Raw genomic sequence first — 16752 nt, 5'->3', positions numbered from 1 at the left:
TTGGATACCATTTAGACGAATTTGGCTACTTACAAGCCGAACTTAACCGCGAAAAAACAGGAATGGTGGCTACTTTTACCTTCGAAGCCATTTTAAACATCTTAGACAACAATATTAAAAAAATACAAAACAACAATAATATTTATAGTCTGTACGGCAGTTTACTGCGCAATACCATTGAAAGTGGCGATGTGGGCTTGGCTTGTTTGGCCGCCGGTGCCTTAGCCAACAAACAATACAAATTTGACCTTTACTTTAAAGACATTGGTTTTTTAGAAACTGCCTTGCAACAATACGCGCTGCCAACTAATTTTGAAGCGTATATTGAAATTAGCAAAACAATTGCCCAGCTTAAAAACCAACCAATACCAACCAATTTACGACCCGCTTATAATAATGCCATTTCTTGGGATTTACTTGAAAATTTAGGAAAGAAAGCAACCGCCACCATAACAACCTCGGGCAATAAAGAAATTGAATTACAATTAATGCCGCAAATAGCACCTGCAACAGTGGCTAATTTTGTGCGTTTGGCCGACTTAGGTTATTACAACGGAAAAATTTTTCATCGTTTGGTGCCTAATTTTGTTTTACAAGGAGGGTGCCCGCGCGGCGATGGCTGGGGTAGCACACCTTCAAGCATAAGAACTGAAGCATCGCCGCTGCATTTTATACCCGGATCGGTAGGAATGGCATCGGCAGGCCCCGATACCGAAAGTTGCCAATTTTTTATAAATCAATTTACAACACCACATTTAGACGGAAAATACACTATATTTGCCCAAGTAATAGCAGGCATGGAAAACCTATACCAAATTGCACCTGGTGATTCAATCATATCCATCCGGATAAATAGGAATATTTAATTTTGCACAATTTTATCGGCAATAATTTATATATATTACAGAAGATAACCTGCAGGCCTTGTTTTATCCGGATTTTTTTAATTTAACTAACAATAGGGTGTTTAAGCCATCACATTGTACAATAACTCTCACCTATGGACATAAACGAACGAAGCCGTCAAACCAAAGGTTACAAACCATTTATGGTATTTTATAATATTGCTATGGGGTTGTTTTATATTGCCGGAGGAGTTTTTTTTATTGTACAGCGCAACGAATTGCCTATTTTAAATCCGACTTTATTAGGTTTGTTAGGCTTGGCCATGTTATTGTACGCAGGGGTTAGGTTTTACAGGGGTTACAGCGAGTACAGGCAAAAAAATGAAAATTAACTAAAATAAAGATAGTTTTATCTTATTCTTGTTTTTACATATTATATTTTATGAAATCTTTTTTTAAGCAGTGCCCATTACTTGTTATAACGATGTCCGCCATAGGGCTGTTTGCCCACTGCAGCGGCAACGCCAACAATAATGACCAGGGCAACAAAAAAACACAAGACTCGCCAACAATTGGGCAAATATATATTAGTGTTGACGAAACCTATAAACCAATTATAGACAGCCAAATAGAAGTTTTTAACACTTTGTACCAACGCGCCAAAATTACACCGGTTTATAAACCCGAAGCCGATGTTGCCCGCGATTTATTAAACGACACCATGAGGGTAGTAATTATGCCCCAGCAACTTACGCCCTACCACAAAGCATTTTTTGATAGCGTAAAATACCAACCTCGTATTACCCGCGTAGCCCTTGATGCCGTAGCTTTTATAATGCACCCTTCAAATCCTGACTCGGCATTACTGGCACAGCAAGTCGAATCTATTTTTAACGGCACTTATAAAACATGGAATCAAATAAGTGGCAACGGCAGCAATAAACCCATTAAAATAGTGTTTGACAGCGACAAATCAAGCACCCTGCGCTACGTGAAAGACTCTATTGCCCGCGGCAATTTATACACTCAAAATACTTTTGACACCCAAACCAACCCCGAAGTAATTGAGTTTGTAGCTAAAAACCCCGATACCTTTGGCATTATTGGCGTAAATTGGATTAGCAGCATGGACGACCCCAAAGTGCAAAAATTTAGAAAAGATGTTAATGTAGTAGCCATAGCCAAACCCGGAACAGCAAAATTTGTTGAGCCTTACCAAGCTTATATTGCCACCCGAGACTACCCGTATTGCCGCTTTTTATATATACTTAATGCCCAAACATACGCAGGGCTTGGTTTGGGTTTTGCCGCATTTTTAGCCGAACAACGCGGGCAACTTATTTTTCAAAAATCGGGGCTTATGCCTGTTACCATGCCAACCCGCGTATATAGCCTTACCAAAGAACAAATTTAATTAAACAAACAATATATGCTCGAACATATACCAATTCACCGAATTTTATTTATTGACCTCGAAACAGTAGCTCAACAGCCAAGCTACCAACAACTTAGCCCCGTTTGGCAACAACTTTGGGAGGGGCGGGTAAATCAATACAAACCCGACAATATTGATTGGGACACTTACTACAACGAAAAAGCAGCAGTTTATGCTGAATTCTCTAAAATAGTTTGCGCCTCAATAGGATACTTTGCAAAGCCAAGAAATCCGGATGAACCCGAAATTTTCCGGATAAAATCGTTTTACGACCACGATGAACCAACCCTTTTAACCGGATTATTTGAGGCACTCCGGAAATATTTCTCGCGCCGCGCACAAGTGTATTTAGGTGGCCACAATATCCGCGATTTTGATGTGCCTTTTATGGCACGCCGCGCCTTAATAAACCAAATACCGTTGCCTCAAATATTAGACGCTACCTACTTTAAACCCTGGGAACAACCCTACGTTGACACTTTGCAATTATGGAAGTTTGGAGAGTTCAGAAACTTAACATCACTTAATTTAATTACCACCGCCTTAGACATTCCAAGCCCCAAAACCGACCTCACAGGCCGCGAAGTTGGACACGTTTACTGGCACGACCGCGACTTAAACCGCATTAAAAACTATTGCGAAGCCGATGTTATTGCCGTTGCCCAGCTAACCCGCCGCTTTAAAAACCTACCCTTAATTGCCAACGAACAAATACAACATGTAGCCTAAATAAAATTAAAAAATTAAGTAATTACTTGTAATTATATAATTAATAGTACCTTTAAACGTCTTATCTGTTAGGTGGTCAAAAAACCAAAGCGAAATTGAGCAAAAAACAAGCAAGTAAGCAAGCAATAGTTTTTATTTGACGTGCCATTGCCTTTTTGTAATTAAATTCAACATCATTTTTTTTACCAATAAAACAACCACTTATTAATGTATTTAAAATATTTTTTCATTGCTGCCGCATTTGTTTTTATTGCCCTTAGCTTTGCCAGTTGCTGCAAAAAACACTACGCACAAAAAAATGCCGAAACCGAAGAGTCAAAAACAAAAATAACTACCTTTAGCGATACGGCCAACCCAAACGAAGCCGATAAAACTGCCAGCCCCACACCATTGCCGGCAATGTTTCAGCAAGTAGTATTTGGCAGCGGCGGCGGCTTTACAGGTGGCGTAACCGAATATACCCTTAACCCCGATGGCACCCTTAGCGAAGCAGCCAAAATAGCCCCAGGAAAAGAAAAAAACTTCAAACAATTAGGCATGGTAGCAAGTGCCGATATGGAGGCTGTTTACAACGAATATAAAAGTATTAATTTTAAAATGATTGAGCACTCGCAGCCCGGAAACATGTACTATTACTTGCAAATTAACTATCCGGATAATACCAACCACCGTATTACCTGGGGAGACGGCGATAAAATGTGCCCACAAAACGTACATCATTTTTACATGTCGTTAATGGAAAAGACACGCAAAGTGCGAAATTTAGAAAAATAAACAAGATAAATTAGTATTAATATTGTATAATTAACTTAACATGTTTTAGATGGTAATTCTTCATCCGGAAGAGATGTTTTTTTAAATCTTACTCATGGATAGGCAACATAAAATAACAATAGTAAACGACTACTAGTTTACTCGTCTATCCATTTTACCCTAATCCAACACTAAACCAATTAATAAATAAAAAATTAAAAACATTATGACTACCCAATTTTTACCCAAATCTATGGCAGCCATGGCAATACTTTTTTTGTTTGCCTTTAGCCAAAACCTATCTGCACAGAGTGTTATAAAACAAAGTGTAGCGAATACCGTAAAACGTGCCGCAACACAACAAACCCAACCTAAACCCGCCAACTGGAAACCCAATTTTGAAGGCTTTAAAAAATTACCCGTAACAGGTAAAAGCACCATGGGCACAAGCGCCATGCCCACTAAACCACTTTTTATACAAAACCCCGCAGCCTACAAACAGGCACAAGCCATTAAACAACACGACCCCACCGCATTTATTAGCTATAACAAGGCCAACGGCACCCCCAATTTTATTGCCGGCCAAAACCTGTTTAGTTATGCCTCGCCGCAAACACCTCAACGGGTAGCCTACGACTTTTTACAAGCCAACCGCGAGCTTTTTAAACTGCAAAACCCCGCCCAAGAGCTAACTATAAACAATATAAGCAACCCCGACAATTTAGGCATTACCCATATACGCCTCTACCAGCAATATAACGGTGTGCGCGTTTTTGCCGCCGATATGGTCGCCCACCTAAATCAACAAGGCCAGTTAGTTACCATTAATGGCGTGTACCACCCAACGCCCCCTCAAGGCACTAATACCACACCTGCCATTACCACCGAACAAGCCCGCCTACGCATAGCACAATCACTGGGTTTAGACCAGCCCCCCATTATACCACAAACGTTAAAAGAACAACTACATATACACGACGACCACGACTTAGAAGTTTTAGTATTATTACACCAACCCGAAAATAACACTTTTAAATTGGCGTGGCAAATTACCTTCTTTGAAAACTTTTTGCAACACAAAGACTATTTTGTAGATGCCCAAACCGGCGAAATATTATTCAAATTAAACAATATTTGCAATTTAGGCCCCGAAACCGCAACAGCTAAAGACCTTAACGGCAAAAACCAAACTATAAACGTGTATAACTCAGGCGGCACCTATTATATGCTCGATATTACCCGCGAAATGTATAATGCAGGCAACTCAAAACTTCCGGATGACCCCGCCGGCGGCATTTTAACCCTCGATTTAAACAATTTACCCATCAACAAAGCCAATACCGACTTAGCACATGTAACCTCAACAAACAATAAATGGCCCGATGCCAGCGCAGTTTCGGCACATTATAATGCAGGTATATGCTACGAATATTATTTAAACACCCACAGCCGCAAATCGCTAAACGGTAAAAATGGCAGTATTATATCCATTGTCAACGTTGCCGATAATAATGGCGACAGCATGGACAACGCCTTTTGGAATGGCTACTGTATGGCTTATGGCAACGGCGATGACTATTATGATCCCTTAGCAGGATCTTTAGATGTAGCGGGGCACGAAATGACACACGGCGTAATTGAAAATACGGCCAATTTGGTTTATGAGTTTCAGCCCGGGGCCCTAAACGAAAGCTTTGCCGATGTGTTTGGCAGTTTAATTGACGACGAAGACTGGAAAATTGGCGAAGACATAGTAAAATCCGGAAAATTTCCGAACAACGCACTCCGCGATATGCAAAACCCACATAACGGCGGTGATAAATCTGATTGGTTTTGGCAGCCCAAACACATGAACGAGTACCTAAACCTAAGCATTAATGACGACAACGGCGGCGTTCATGGTAATAGTGGCATTCCAAACCACGCTTTTTACCTGTTTGCTACCGCTGTGGGCCGAGATAAAGCCGGCGCCGTTTACTACCGAGCCTTAGATAACTACCTTACCCAAAACTCGCAGTTTGTTGATTGCCGCTTAGCAGTTGTAAAATCGGCCACCGAACTATACGGCGATGCCACAGCTGACGAAGCCCGCAAAGCCTTTACCGCCGTTGGTATAATTGCCGATGATGGCGGCGGCGGCGGCGGTGACAATACCGGAAGTTACACCAGCGACCTACCCCCAGTAACCGGTACCGAAATGCAGGTATTACACTCAACACCCGGCGACACCTACGGTATTTACGGCTATGCAACCGATTTATATGGCCTTTGTAATACCTACTCGTTGCGCAAAGCCTCTGTCTCAGAAAATGGCAGCGTAGCCTTTTTTGTAGATGAGGAATATAATTTGCGCTATTTAGATTTGACCCAAGGCGAACAAACCCCCGGATATGTAGAACAAAACCCAAGCGGCGAATGGTACAACGTAGCGGTTTCTCCGGATGGCAACCGATTAGCTATGATTTCAAAATACGATGACGACAACTTTTTATACTTTTACGACTATGTATCGCAAACTAGTAAAAACTTTGAACTAATTAACCCCAACACCCAAAGCGGCGGTGAAGTTACCAAACCCAAATATGCCGACCATATTGAATGGGATTTATTTGGCGAAAATGTAATTTACGATGCTTACAATATATTAGAGGGTGAATTAGATTACTGGGATGTTGGCTTTATTAACGTTTGGAGCAATGCCAGCAAAAACTTTACAGACGGCAAAATCTTCAAATTGTTCCCAGCCTTAAACAAAGGCGAAAGCATAGGCAACCCAACCTTTGCCAATAACTCGAACTACATTATTGCTTTCGACTATTTCAACGAAAACCAAGAGTACGGCGTAATTGGGGCAAACCTCGAAACTGGCGACTTAGGCGCCCTTTACGAGAATAATAATCTTGGGTTCCCCTCGTACAATGCCGCCGATAATAAAATTATGTTTAGTTTAGACAATAACGGTACGCCCTCTATTGCAATTCGCAGCATTGATGCCTCAAAAATTGTAGGTACAGGCGCCGAAAATATAGTATGGAATGAAGCTGCCTACGGCCAAATGTTTGCCCAGGGTACCCGAAATTTTACCAAACCTAATGCCGATTTTGCTGCTAATATTACAAATGGCAACAACCCCGTAACGGTTAACTTTTTTGACAAAAGCACCAACAGCCCGTTGCAATGGGAGTGGACATTTGCCGGAGGCTCGCCTACCAAATCATTTGAACGAAACCCAATTGTACAATACAGCAGCCCCGGAAAATATGCCGTTACCTTAAAAGCCACCAATCCGGCGGGCAACGACTCGGAAACCAAAAATGCTTATATCGAAATTTGGGCAACCGGTATCGACCAAACCGAGCCTTATGCCCTAACTACCGTTTACCCTAACCCCGGAAAAGGCCAGTTTGTATTTAGCGCACAATTGCCTCAACCAAGTTCGCTTCAGCTACAAATTATAAATATTACTGGTCAAACAGTTTATACTTGGCAAACTACGCAAGCAGTGAGCCAAATTACCCACCCGCTTAACCTTACCAATTTACCCGCAGGCGTGTATAATTTGCAATTAACCGCCGGCGACCACCACCAAAATACCAAATTGATAATTGAGTAGTATATACACAGTTTGCTGATTCCGAATTTGTATTTTACTAAATTGAAGCAAACTAAAAGTAAAGCGGCTATGACCTTTATTAAGACCATAGCCGCTTTTTTGTTTTTTATTCCGGATGTATTTTTATTATTTGTATGGTAGGCAAAAGATACCCAATAAGATCCGGATTTAATTTTGTATCCTATAAATCGGTAATTATAAAACAATTACAGGGTCAATAACACACTGGCTTTTTGTTAAACTTTGGTGCCGACCATTCTCAAAAAAAACATATACGTTTACCCGCCCACCTTGGTAATTGCGCATAATAATACGTTTACCATCGGGCGATAGTTTTCCCAAAATAGGCGTTTGATCTTTGGCGTAACGCAAGCTATCAATTTTTAAGGCAGGGCTATCTAAATAAATTTGGTACTCTAAATCGGGGAAATTGGTTGGGTTATGCGCTGGTGCTACCTGTTTGTTTGGTAACATTTCATTTTTTGTTGGCAATGCCGGAGCAGTATTAGGTGTAATTGTTGAAGGTAATGTTTGCGGCTGGGCAGTATTTTGTGCCTTAACCAAATATCCGGAAGATATAACTGCTGCTAACAAAAGGGTGCTAAATAAAATAGCTTTTTTGGTTGGCTGCCAAACAAACAAATTTCGGAAAAAACAAATCATAAAACAATCATAAAGTTTTAATACAAAAAACAGGTACATCTTAATTGAATTGGGGTCATTTAGCAGCAAAAAGGGCAAATATTTTTTCGAGCATTTGGGTGGCATTTAAATCGCGCATTTCATTTATTGACTCAGACATTTTAAAATCAATTTTATTGTTTATTATATAAAAATCGGGCATATTCGGTTCACTTTTTAGCAGGTTATTCATACCAACAGCGTAGTTGGCCAACCTACTTTTTTCGTCTTTATCTAAGGCATAATAGCTGGCAGTAGCGGGGTCTTTAACCATCCCCTCGAGCCAGGTTTGCTGTAATTCTTTTTTAAGGCGCGAAATATTGGTTTTAGTCGGCTCGTTAGGGCTATAATTGCCAGGTGCTTTTGTAATATCTAATTCTATTGAATATAAAGACGGGAAATTGCGGTGCATAATAATACTTGAGGTATCGCCGCCATCGCGTACTACCCTAAACTCCCATCCGGAATTTGCCTGTGCCAAGTCGAACAAATCTCGGTAAAGGTCTTTTAAATATATATCGGTGCGATATTCGGATTTAGAAACAGTTTTATCGGAATTTTTGGTTGGGGCAGCGCTTGGGGTTGTACTTTTAAACGTATTTATAGGAATGGATTGGCCTTGGGCTGCTGCTTGCCCTAATGAAATGGTTGCGCCTATTAACAAGCAACAAAAAAGAGCCCGAACTATTGGAATTTGCACAAAATGAAACATGGTAACAAAAGTAATAATAAAGTTGAAATTTGGCCAGACAAAAAAAACCAAAATAAAAAAGTGTGTTTTGAAAAAGCTTTGACACCTCCGGTATCTATGCAAATTTAAGTCTTATTTGCCAAAATAAAAAAATATTCACATCATGTTTTTTATGCTAACAATTAATCTTTGCAAGTACCGCAATAATTTTATCGCGTCTTACCCGCCCCGCTTTTTAAAATAGCGCATTAACTGCTTAACATAATCGCCGTTGGTACGCAAAGTTAGCAGGTCAATACCGCAGCGCGAAAATATTGCCCGGCTTTGTGCTAAATGTTTATTAAAAAAACTAGTATATATCTGTTGTTGATGCTGGCTGTTAGTGTCAATCCAAATTGTTTGTTGGGTTTCGGGGTCAGTGGCGGGCAGCAATCCGGCGGGGGCAAGGCTGGCTTCGCGGGGGTCATAAATTAGTAATCCGGTAATATCGTGTTTGCGGCCTGCCAAATTTAGGGCTTTTTGGTAGTTGTCATCTAAAAAATCGGACAATAAAAAGGCAATACTGCGCTTTTTTATAACATTGCTAAAATAGGCTAAGGCCGCCGAAATATTAGTGGCTTTAGCGTTGTTATGATTGATGAGCTTTGTGTTTTGAGTATTTTTTTTATCCGGAAAAAAAAGTAAGCGTTTCCACCAAACAGTTTCGGCTGCTTGGTTCTTTGCTATATTTATGCCTTGCGTTACTACATTTTCGGGCATACTAAAAGTCAAAAGCTCGCGTATTATGCGCAATACGTGCGACCTGCCTTTGCGTGGCGGCACAAACAAACGCACTTCATTATCGAAAAAAATAACGCCAACTTTATCGTTATTGGCAATAGCCGAAAAGGCCAATACGGCGCAAATTTCGGTAATTAGCTCACTTTTAAAACGTTGGGCTGTGCCAAAAAATACCGATGCGCTAATATCTACCAGCAGCATTACGGTTAGTTCGCGCTCCTCTTCAAATATTTTAACATGTGGAGTTTTAGCCCGTGCGGTAACATTCCAGTCAATGTTTTTAATATCGTCTCCATAGGCGTACTCGCGCACTTCGCTAAACAACATGCCCCGGCCTTTAAAAGCGCTATTATACTCGCCAACAAATATATGGTTAGTTAAACCCCGGCTTTTTATTTCAATTTTCCGGACTTTTTTAAGCAAATCGGCAGTATCCATAAACAGCAGTAGGTTAAATCTAATATTGGCACAAAAATAGCTATACTTATCATAATGATAGCTAACTATCAAACTTAAATTGTTTGCAAAAAAGATAAATTTTGCTGCCCGAATGTAATTTGCTGCACCACCAGCAAGGCTAATGCCTTAGCCTAATAAAATAATATTTGCATATTTATGTATTTTGCCGTAACTTTGCGCCAAATTTATGCTTGTAAAGCATGTTGCGTTCGTTATAATAACAACACGTAATACTAAACTGTTTATTTGATTAAAATTTTACACCCACAGAAACCTAATTATTAATACGCAAAAATTTAGCTGCAACAAACAGCCTTGTATTCAAACTTTGCGTTTAATATTATTCCGGAGAGGAAAATACCTCTTAGTCTTACAAGTATCCGGAAAAAGTACTGTACCATAAAAATTTATTTTAATCAATTCTCTCATTCTTTCTTCATTTAGCAAGAAGCAGTTTAAACAGTCATGTATTTATTACTTATGATGATGCGCAAATTTGTTGCTTTCTTTTTTTCCGGATTTAACAGCAGCATCCGGAAAACCCTACTACCCTTTGTTGTATTAGTTGTAGGTTTAACTATTTCTAAAACTTCAATTTACGCCCAAAGCTCTGAAATTGGCGCATGGGTTGGCTCATCAACTTATTTTGGCGACCTTAATACCAATTTTCAATGGCAATATACTCGCCCGGCCATGGGCGTTTTATACAGGTATAATTACCACCCTTATTTGCATTTTAGGGCTGGCTTAAGTGGCGGTACCGTTTTGCACCGCGACGATGCCTCAAAAAACCCGTTTCAAGAAGTGCGCAACCTTAGCTTTAAAACACATATTATTGAATTGGCAGGGTTGGTTGATTTGCATTTTATGAAATACAGTGTTGGGCGCGGCGGACATTATTTTACCCCGTATTTAACAACAGGGCTTTCGTTGTTTCATTTTAACCCCAAAGCTAAGTTTGAAGGCCAATGGTACGCCCTGCAAACGCTTGGTACCGAAGGCCAACAGCAAACCGACTATACAGGACGCAAGCCGTATAAAAAAATTCAGCCCGCAATACCTCTTGGCGGTGGTTTTAAATATTGGCTGGCTGGCTCGTGGAACTTCTTTGCCGAAGGCACTTATACCAAAACTTTTACCGACTATATTGACGACGTAAGCACCTCGTTTGTTGATAATGCTTTGCTTGGAGACGGAACAATTACCGCCGAAATTGCCGACCGCAGCGACGAATTGGGTAACTCGGTTGGTGCCGAAGGCAAACAACGCGGCGACAGCATAACCAAAGATGGTTTTTTTATGTTTAAAATCGGCCTGACTTATACTTTGTATAGCAACCGCTGCCCCCAGGCAAAATAAATAATATTGCTAAAATGCAAACAAGTAGCTAATTTTGTTGTTGAAATTGTTTAAGTATTAAACCATATAATTAACCACTTAGACACATAGAACTTGTATAAGTATTAAAAGCTGTGACCCTTTTAAACACTTGACACTAAAAAACTATTGAGGTAAAAACAGGTTGCAAAAATGTAAAACAGATTTATTGACGACTTAGTTTCGCAATTGCTTCAATGGCACATAGTTCCAAAATGGTTCAGTCAACTAATTTTTAAACAACTTCGTTAAATAACAAGCCGTTTGAGTTAACAAATGGCATATTTTAATCTTAAAATTAACAACTTATAAATAAAAAACAACTCTGGCCGAGACATCCCCTCCTTTTGCCACTACTATTTTTGATGCCCCCCCCATTCAGATATCGCCCAGCGCACTAAACGAGGTAAAACTACTTTTAGACGAAAAAGACCTTTCAACTGCCGAGCACGGTTTGCGCATAGGTGTTAAAGGCGGTGGTTGCTCGGGTATGACTTATATTTTGGGCTTTGATACCCAGCAAGAAGGCGATGAGATTTTTGAAATTGATGGCATTAAAGTTTTTATGAACCAAGCGCATGGCATGTATTTGTTGGGCATGAAACTTGACTACGTCAACGGCCTCGAAAACCGAGGTTTTACTTTTACTAACCCCAACGCCAGCGATACTTGTGGCTGTGGCAGTTCGTTTGCTGTTTAAGCGCAATAAATAAACAAATTAGCTAAATAAACGGTTAATTTAATATAGTTAGTTACCAACCAATGCGGCAACTTTGCATAAATAGTGCTTAGTTGTAAAATTTTATATTGCCTAAAAAAATGACTGCCGGCCAACCTTCGCCTTTGTTTTCATATATTGTTATCAGTTATAACAGACCTGTTGACACCCAATTAGTGCTGGCCAATATTTTTGAGCTTGAACACGACCCAAATCAAACCTTCGAAATAATTATCATCAATAACGGCTCTACAAGTTCGTATGATAATTTTGAGACCTATTTAAACGAATTGCCAAGTTTACAGCGAAATTTAGTAAATTACATAAACAGCGCTGAAAATTTAGGAGTTGCGCGTGGCCGGAATTTGGGCATTACCCTCGCTAAAGGCTATTATTTAGTATTTATTGACGATGATGCCTTGTTTCAGGAAAAGCAAGCTCCCAAAATTATACTTGAAATATTTAACCAACACAACAGCCCAAAGCACGAGCACGAACAGCAACAGTTGTCTTATAATGATATTGGCATTTTAGCGCTTCGAGAGTATAGAACCACAACCCACGAATATTATATTGCAACCAAAAACAAACAACTTGCCAAACAGCCCCAGTTCTTTACAAATTTTTTTGTAGGAAGCGGACATGTGGTAAAAAAAGAAGTTTTTGAAAAGGTAGGCTTATATCCGGAAACCATTTTTTATGGTATGGAAGAATACGATTTAGCCTACAAAACTATAAATGCCGGATACGCTATCTTATATTCGGCAGCTATTACCGTACTTCATCAAAAAAGCCCAAATGGCCGCGAAGCCGAAACAAAGCTAACGCAATGGAATTTAGAAAACAAAACGGTTATAGCTTATAAATATTTGCCTATTATTTATACATTTAGCCATTTTATTGCATGGTCGGGTTATTTTTTGCGGCAATCGAATTTTAACGTCGTGCAATGGTGGCAGGCATTTAAAAATACCTTAACAAAATTGAAACAAACAAAACGGCAACCAATTTCTAAGAAAGCACTTGCCTATATAAAGCAGGTTAAAGGCCGGCTTTGGTATTAAATTGATTGCTTAGTTTATTTTTATTCAAATCGTCTCCGGAAGATGAAATATGGATAGAGCACGCAAAAAAACTTGCAAAAACATGTTTGAGGTGCTTTACCTAAACCACCAGTGCAAAAATCCAAATAAACTCAAATTTAGCACTACTACAATCAAAGGCAATAACCATCCGGGGGCAATTACTTCGTCGCCAATATAGTTATCAATAGCCGATGTAAGCCGCGTGGCACTCGCTTGAGGCGAGTTGGGGTTGGGTGCTGCGGCAACTTCGGGATTAGTGGGCGGTGTTGTGTTTGGCTGGTCGTTGTTGGCAGCAGCTTCAGTAAGAGGTGTATTATTGTTAGTTTCCTCGCCATTTAAAGAAGAATTAGCCTCGCTTTTTTCAACGACATTTAGCAATACCTCGCCCAACGGAATACGCCCTACTAATAATTTGGCTGCCTTGCGCAATACAAACGACAAACCATCGAGTTTTGCAAAAAAGCCTAAAGCCATACTACCCCAATCGGTGTTATTAGGATTGGTTTTTTGCTGTGCTGTAAAATAGTTGGTTAGTTTTTCGGTTAAATAGTTGTAAAATGCAGGCTTGTTTTGGCTATACACTACTTGAATTACTCTTTGGATAGCATATTTATAGCCTACCAAAGCATATAAAATTACAAAGCCCGGCACAAATAGCACTACCGCCAACCAATACAAAGCACAATAGCTGGTTTCGCCACAAAGTGCGGGGAAGTTTATAATTAAAAAAAGATTTAAAGCTAGGCCACCTAAAATAAACAGCAGTAAACTACTTAAAAAAGCAGTTGTGCTTTTAGCCACTAATTTAATACTATTTGAAATAAGAGACATGTTGAATTTATTTGTTGATTAATACTTGGTGGAGCACCTCCCTGAAAACATAAATTTTTAAACGGCAAAATTTTTATGCTGCAAAAAATGGGTTTTAAGAAGCGGGCAAATTTTATATCGCTCATCGTGGGTATCGTTATAAACTGCCGCTAAAGTTTGATACACATTTGACAGCCCAATTTTATTAGCCCACGAAAAAGGGCCATCCGGATAATTTACACCTAATTGCATGGCGCGGTCAATATCGGCAATAGTTGCCGTGCCTTCTTGTAGGGTGTAGCAGGCTTCGTTAATTATCATGCCCACAATACGCGGCGTTACCAAACCTACCCTGTCGTTCACTTCGCGCCAGTTCATACCTAATTTTTGAAAGATAGCGGCAGCTATTTCTCGGTTTTTTTGGGGCATCCAAAGCGATACCTCCCACAAAGGTCGATTTATAAAAGTAGGCCAATTATTAAATCCGGCCAAACAGCAATTCATATTCTCTTCGCCCAAAATATAAACTGCCTCTGAAAGTGAGCGCCGCACTGCCCCAACCATCACAACAGTTTGTGTAAGTGTGGCATAAGTTGCCAAACGGTCGGCGCAGTTAGTTTCTGGTATTAAGTCAAAATCTGTATCAATTATCAAATCGAAATGGTTTGTTGCCAAATGGTTAACAGCTATATTGCTACCGGGCGGCAGTTGGTTTAAGGCTGTTTGGGTTTCGGCTATTAGTAATGAATCGCCTATTAGCAAAATATTCATATCAATAAATTAAATGGGGCGTAAAAAAATATCGAATACAACTAAGGCTTATCCTATAACGTCTTCAACATCAAAAGCTATTTCGCCGCGTTCATACAGCAAACTTATATATTGGTTGGCATCTAAACTTCCTTCGGCTATTAGGGTTAGCTCGTTGGGGGTAAGGCGGCATTGGTACGTTATTTGCCGGGCTTGGTCGGCAGTTAAAAATGTTTGAGCACTCCGGGTTATTTTGGTATGCAGTACAAATTGACCGTTACAATATAATTCCAAAAATTTAACCGCCTGATTTTTAACGGGCGATTCTATAAATCCTAATTTCTTAAGGTTCCGGAAAAGTTTGTTAATGTCAATATTTGGCAAACTACTATTAGGTAAATGTGACATCCCTTAGATATATAAATAAGATGGGTTTTTGGGGCTGATGGCTTTTGGCTGTTAGCTGATGGCTTTTGGCTGTTAGCTATTGGCTGGTGGCTATTGGCTTTTGGCTGTTAGCTTTTGGCTGGTGGCTGGTGGCTGGTGGCTGTTAGCTATTGGCTGGTGGCTATTGGCTATTGGCTGTTAGCTGGTGGCTTTTGGCTATTGGCTGTTAGCTTTTGGCTTTTGGCTGTTAGCTGTTGGCTGTTAGCTGGTGGCTATTGGCTGGTGGCTATTGGCTGTTAGCTGTTAGTTGGTTGGCTTTTTGTTTTTCCGGAGTTTGAGCTTGTTTTATTCGCTTGGGAGGCTTCGCCTACTACTTGGGTAACCAAAAAGTCGAGCATAATTTTTACCTTTTTTTGTTTTTCCGACAGTTTTGCAAAGGGCAATTGATTATAGCGCGTAAAAATAAAATCGAATTCTTGGGCAAAACTAATTTCGGCCTCGTCTTCGGTATTACCTGTTCCCATTATACCCAACAGTTCAGATTGAATAATATAATAATCGTTTTCTTTTTCAAATAAACAACGCAAGGGGGCATCTAAAGTATAGGTTCGGTTGTCGCAAACTATTACGTGCGGGGCATACGATAACGAAGTATCATCGGCATTAAACACCTCTTGAATCCGGTTTTTTATTTTACCACCTTTTGTGGTAACTTTTACCCGTGCATAAGCCATGCGTTCTTCAACTTCTTCGTTAAATACAGGAATGATTTGTGTTAATAAACTGCTTCGAACCTCGTTTTTAAAAGGATTTATTCTGTAAATAGGATTGGGTTTAGATTTTTTTTGATTTTGCTCAACAATAAACACTGGTGTATTGCCTAAGCCACTAACTAATTCAAACAAGGCTTCGGTTATATGATTGCGTTTGTAGGGCAAGGGGTAAACGGTTTTAAGTTCGGTGTAATTACCCTTGTTGGCTACTTGCATTACTTGGTTAAAACTTTGGCTTACAATATCGCGTTGTTCTTCAACATTAGTGCCAAGTAAGGTTTGTATTTGGCGGGTATAGGCAAAATGCAGTACTACGTACCCCTCACCTGCATCAAACCCAACAAGGTCTAATTTAAAATTGTTGAGGTCTATGGTAGTAGCGGTTATAATTTCAAACCGGGCTAAGGTGTAAATCAAATTTTGAATGTCGTTGCCCAAGCGCAATAAAAACTCAATAGGCAAGGTGCCATACTTGGCTATTTCGCCGCCAACCATAACCGATACGGTTTTATTAAAATTGGTATTCATGGGTTTGTGTATTACTACTGCGTTGACGCTTTAACAAAGATTTAGACAAGCCGGGCGACGAGCTTTTTATTTATTTAGTGAGAGGTAGCAGAGATAATTAATTATGAACTTGTTTAAAAATTAGTTTATTGAAACAGTTTAGAACTATGTGCCATTGAAGCAATTGCGAAACTAAGTCCTCTATAAATCTGTTTTACATTTTTGTAGCCTGTTTTTACCTCAATATTTTCTTAGTATCAAGTGTTTAAACTGTCACATCTTATTTTATGCTTAAACAAATTCTATGTGTCTATGTGGTTAATTATATGGGTTAATTCTTAAACAACTTCTATGAGTTA

17 protein-coding genes are annotated in these 16752 nt (G+C 39.7%); 10 read left to right on the top strand and 7 right to left on the bottom strand.

Features of this window, described 5'->3' with window-relative positions:
- The first annotated feature begins 62 nt into the window (after nt 1–62).
- The 6 genes from IPI59_07760 (at nt 63) to IPI59_07735 (ending at nt 7375) form a co-directional block, all read left to right on the top strand.
- A complete protein-coding gene (locus IPI59_07760) occupies nt 63–866 on the top strand; it encodes a peptidylprolyl isomerase (protein MBK7527430.1) in 804 nt (267 codons plus the stop codon).
- A gap of 134 nt (nt 867–1000) precedes the next feature.
- Complete coding sequence (locus tag IPI59_07755; GenBank protein MBK7527429.1) at nt 1001–1237, top strand: hypothetical protein; 237 nt, start codon at nt 1001–1003, stop codon at nt 1235–1237.
- A 92-nt stretch (nt 1238–1329) separates the two neighbouring features.
- The gene (locus IPI59_07750) at nt 1330–2259 is read left to right on the top strand and encodes a substrate-binding domain-containing protein (GenBank protein MBK7527428.1); all 930 of its coding nucleotides are present in this window, start codon (nt 1330–1332) and stop codon (nt 2257–2259) included.
- 15 nt (nt 2260–2274) lie between these two features.
- Nucleotides 2275–3009: a ribonuclease H-like domain-containing protein gene (locus IPI59_07745; GenBank protein ID MBK7527427.1), complete on the top strand. Its 735-nt coding sequence runs from the start codon at nt 2275–2277 to the stop codon at nt 3007–3009.
- Nucleotides 3010–3216: 207 nt separating this feature from the next.
- Entirely contained in the window at nt 3217–3783 is a 567-nt protein-coding gene (locus tag IPI59_07740; GenBank protein MBK7527426.1) for a hypothetical protein, read from the top strand.
- A gap of 205 nt (nt 3784–3988) precedes the next feature.
- A complete protein-coding gene (locus tag IPI59_07735) occupies nt 3989–7375 on the top strand; it encodes a M4 family metallopeptidase (GenBank protein MBK7527425.1) in 3387 nt (1128 codons plus the stop codon).
- A gap of 195 nt (nt 7376–7570) precedes the next feature.
- On the opposite strand, the gene IPI59_07730 is transcribed toward IPI59_07735, so the two are convergent.
- The 3 genes from IPI59_07730 to IPI59_07720 form a co-directional block, all read right to left on the bottom strand.
- Nucleotides 7571–8038, bottom strand: coding sequence for a hypothetical protein (locus IPI59_07730; protein ID MBK7527424.1), 468 nt, complete (start codon nt 8036–8038; stop codon nt 7571–7573).
- A gap of 55 nt (nt 8039–8093) precedes the next feature.
- Nucleotides 8094–8768 carry a hypothetical protein gene (locus tag IPI59_07725; GenBank protein ID MBK7527423.1) on the bottom strand — a complete coding sequence of 225 codons (675 nt, stop codon included), beginning with the start codon at nt 8766–8768 and terminating at the stop codon, nt 8094–8096.
- Nucleotides 8769–8966: 198 nt separating this feature from the next.
- Nucleotides 8967–9965, bottom strand: a complete 999-nt coding sequence (locus tag IPI59_07720) for a DUF58 domain-containing protein (GenBank protein ID MBK7527422.1) — start codon at nt 9963–9965, stop codon at nt 8967–8969.
- A 486-nt stretch (nt 9966–10451) separates the two neighbouring features.
- Here IPI59_07720 and IPI59_07715 point away from each other — a divergent pair, with 486 nt between their 5' ends.
- The 3 genes from IPI59_07715 (at nt 10452) to IPI59_07705 (ending at nt 13145) form a co-directional block, all read left to right on the top strand.
- Nucleotides 10452–11345 (top strand): hypothetical protein, encoded by an 894-nt coding sequence (locus IPI59_07715; GenBank protein ID MBK7527421.1) that lies wholly within the window; start codon nt 10452–10454, stop codon nt 11343–11345.
- 376 nt (nt 11346–11721) lie between these two features.
- Nucleotides 11722–12063: an iron-sulfur cluster assembly accessory protein gene (locus tag IPI59_07710; protein ID MBK7527420.1), complete on the top strand. Its 342-nt coding sequence runs from the start codon at nt 11722–11724 to the stop codon at nt 12061–12063.
- 119 nt (nt 12064–12182) lie between these two features.
- Entirely contained in the window at nt 12183–13145 is a 963-nt protein-coding gene (locus IPI59_07705; GenBank protein MBK7527419.1) for a glycosyltransferase, read from the top strand.
- Between the two features lie 96 nt (nt 13146–13241).
- Here IPI59_07705 and IPI59_07700 read toward each other — a convergent pair whose 3' ends face one another.
- The 3 genes from IPI59_07700 to IPI59_07690 all read right to left on the bottom strand — a co-directional run bounded on the left by IPI59_07700 (nt 13242) and on the right by IPI59_07690 (nt 15134).
- Nucleotides 13242–13997, bottom strand: a complete 756-nt coding sequence (locus IPI59_07700; protein MBK7527418.1) for a hypothetical protein — start codon at nt 13995–13997, stop codon at nt 13242–13244.
- Nucleotides 13998–14054: 57 nt separating this feature from the next.
- Nucleotides 14055–14540, bottom strand: coding sequence for a hypothetical protein (locus IPI59_07695; GenBank protein MBK7527417.1), 486 nt, complete (start codon nt 14538–14540; stop codon nt 14055–14057).
- Nucleotides 14541–14795: 255 nt separating this feature from the next.
- Nucleotides 14796–15134 (bottom strand): hypothetical protein, encoded by a 339-nt coding sequence (locus IPI59_07690; GenBank protein MBK7527416.1) that lies wholly within the window; start codon nt 15132–15134, stop codon nt 14796–14798.
- 114 nt (nt 15135–15248) lie between these two features.
- Here IPI59_07690 and IPI59_07685 point away from each other — a divergent pair, with 114 nt between their 5' ends.
- Entirely contained in the window at nt 15249–15413 is a 165-nt protein-coding gene (locus IPI59_07685; protein ID MBK7527415.1) for a hypothetical protein, read from the top strand.
- Here the strand turns inward: IPI59_07685 and IPI59_07680 are convergent.
- Entirely contained in the window at nt 15410–16414 is a 1005-nt protein-coding gene (locus tag IPI59_07680; GenBank protein MBK7527414.1) for a hypothetical protein, read from the bottom strand. The genes IPI59_07685 and IPI59_07680 overlap by 4 nt on opposite strands.
- Between the last annotated feature and the right edge of the window lie 338 nt (nt 16415–16752).

The sequence above is a fragment of the Sphingobacteriales bacterium genome (genome assembly GCA_016706405.1).
Lineage (GTDB): Bacteria > Bacteroidota > Bacteroidia > Chitinophagales > UBA2359 > BJ6.
Note: the sequence above shows the minus strand (reverse complement) of the source record. Positions and strands in the feature narration are given on the sequence as shown.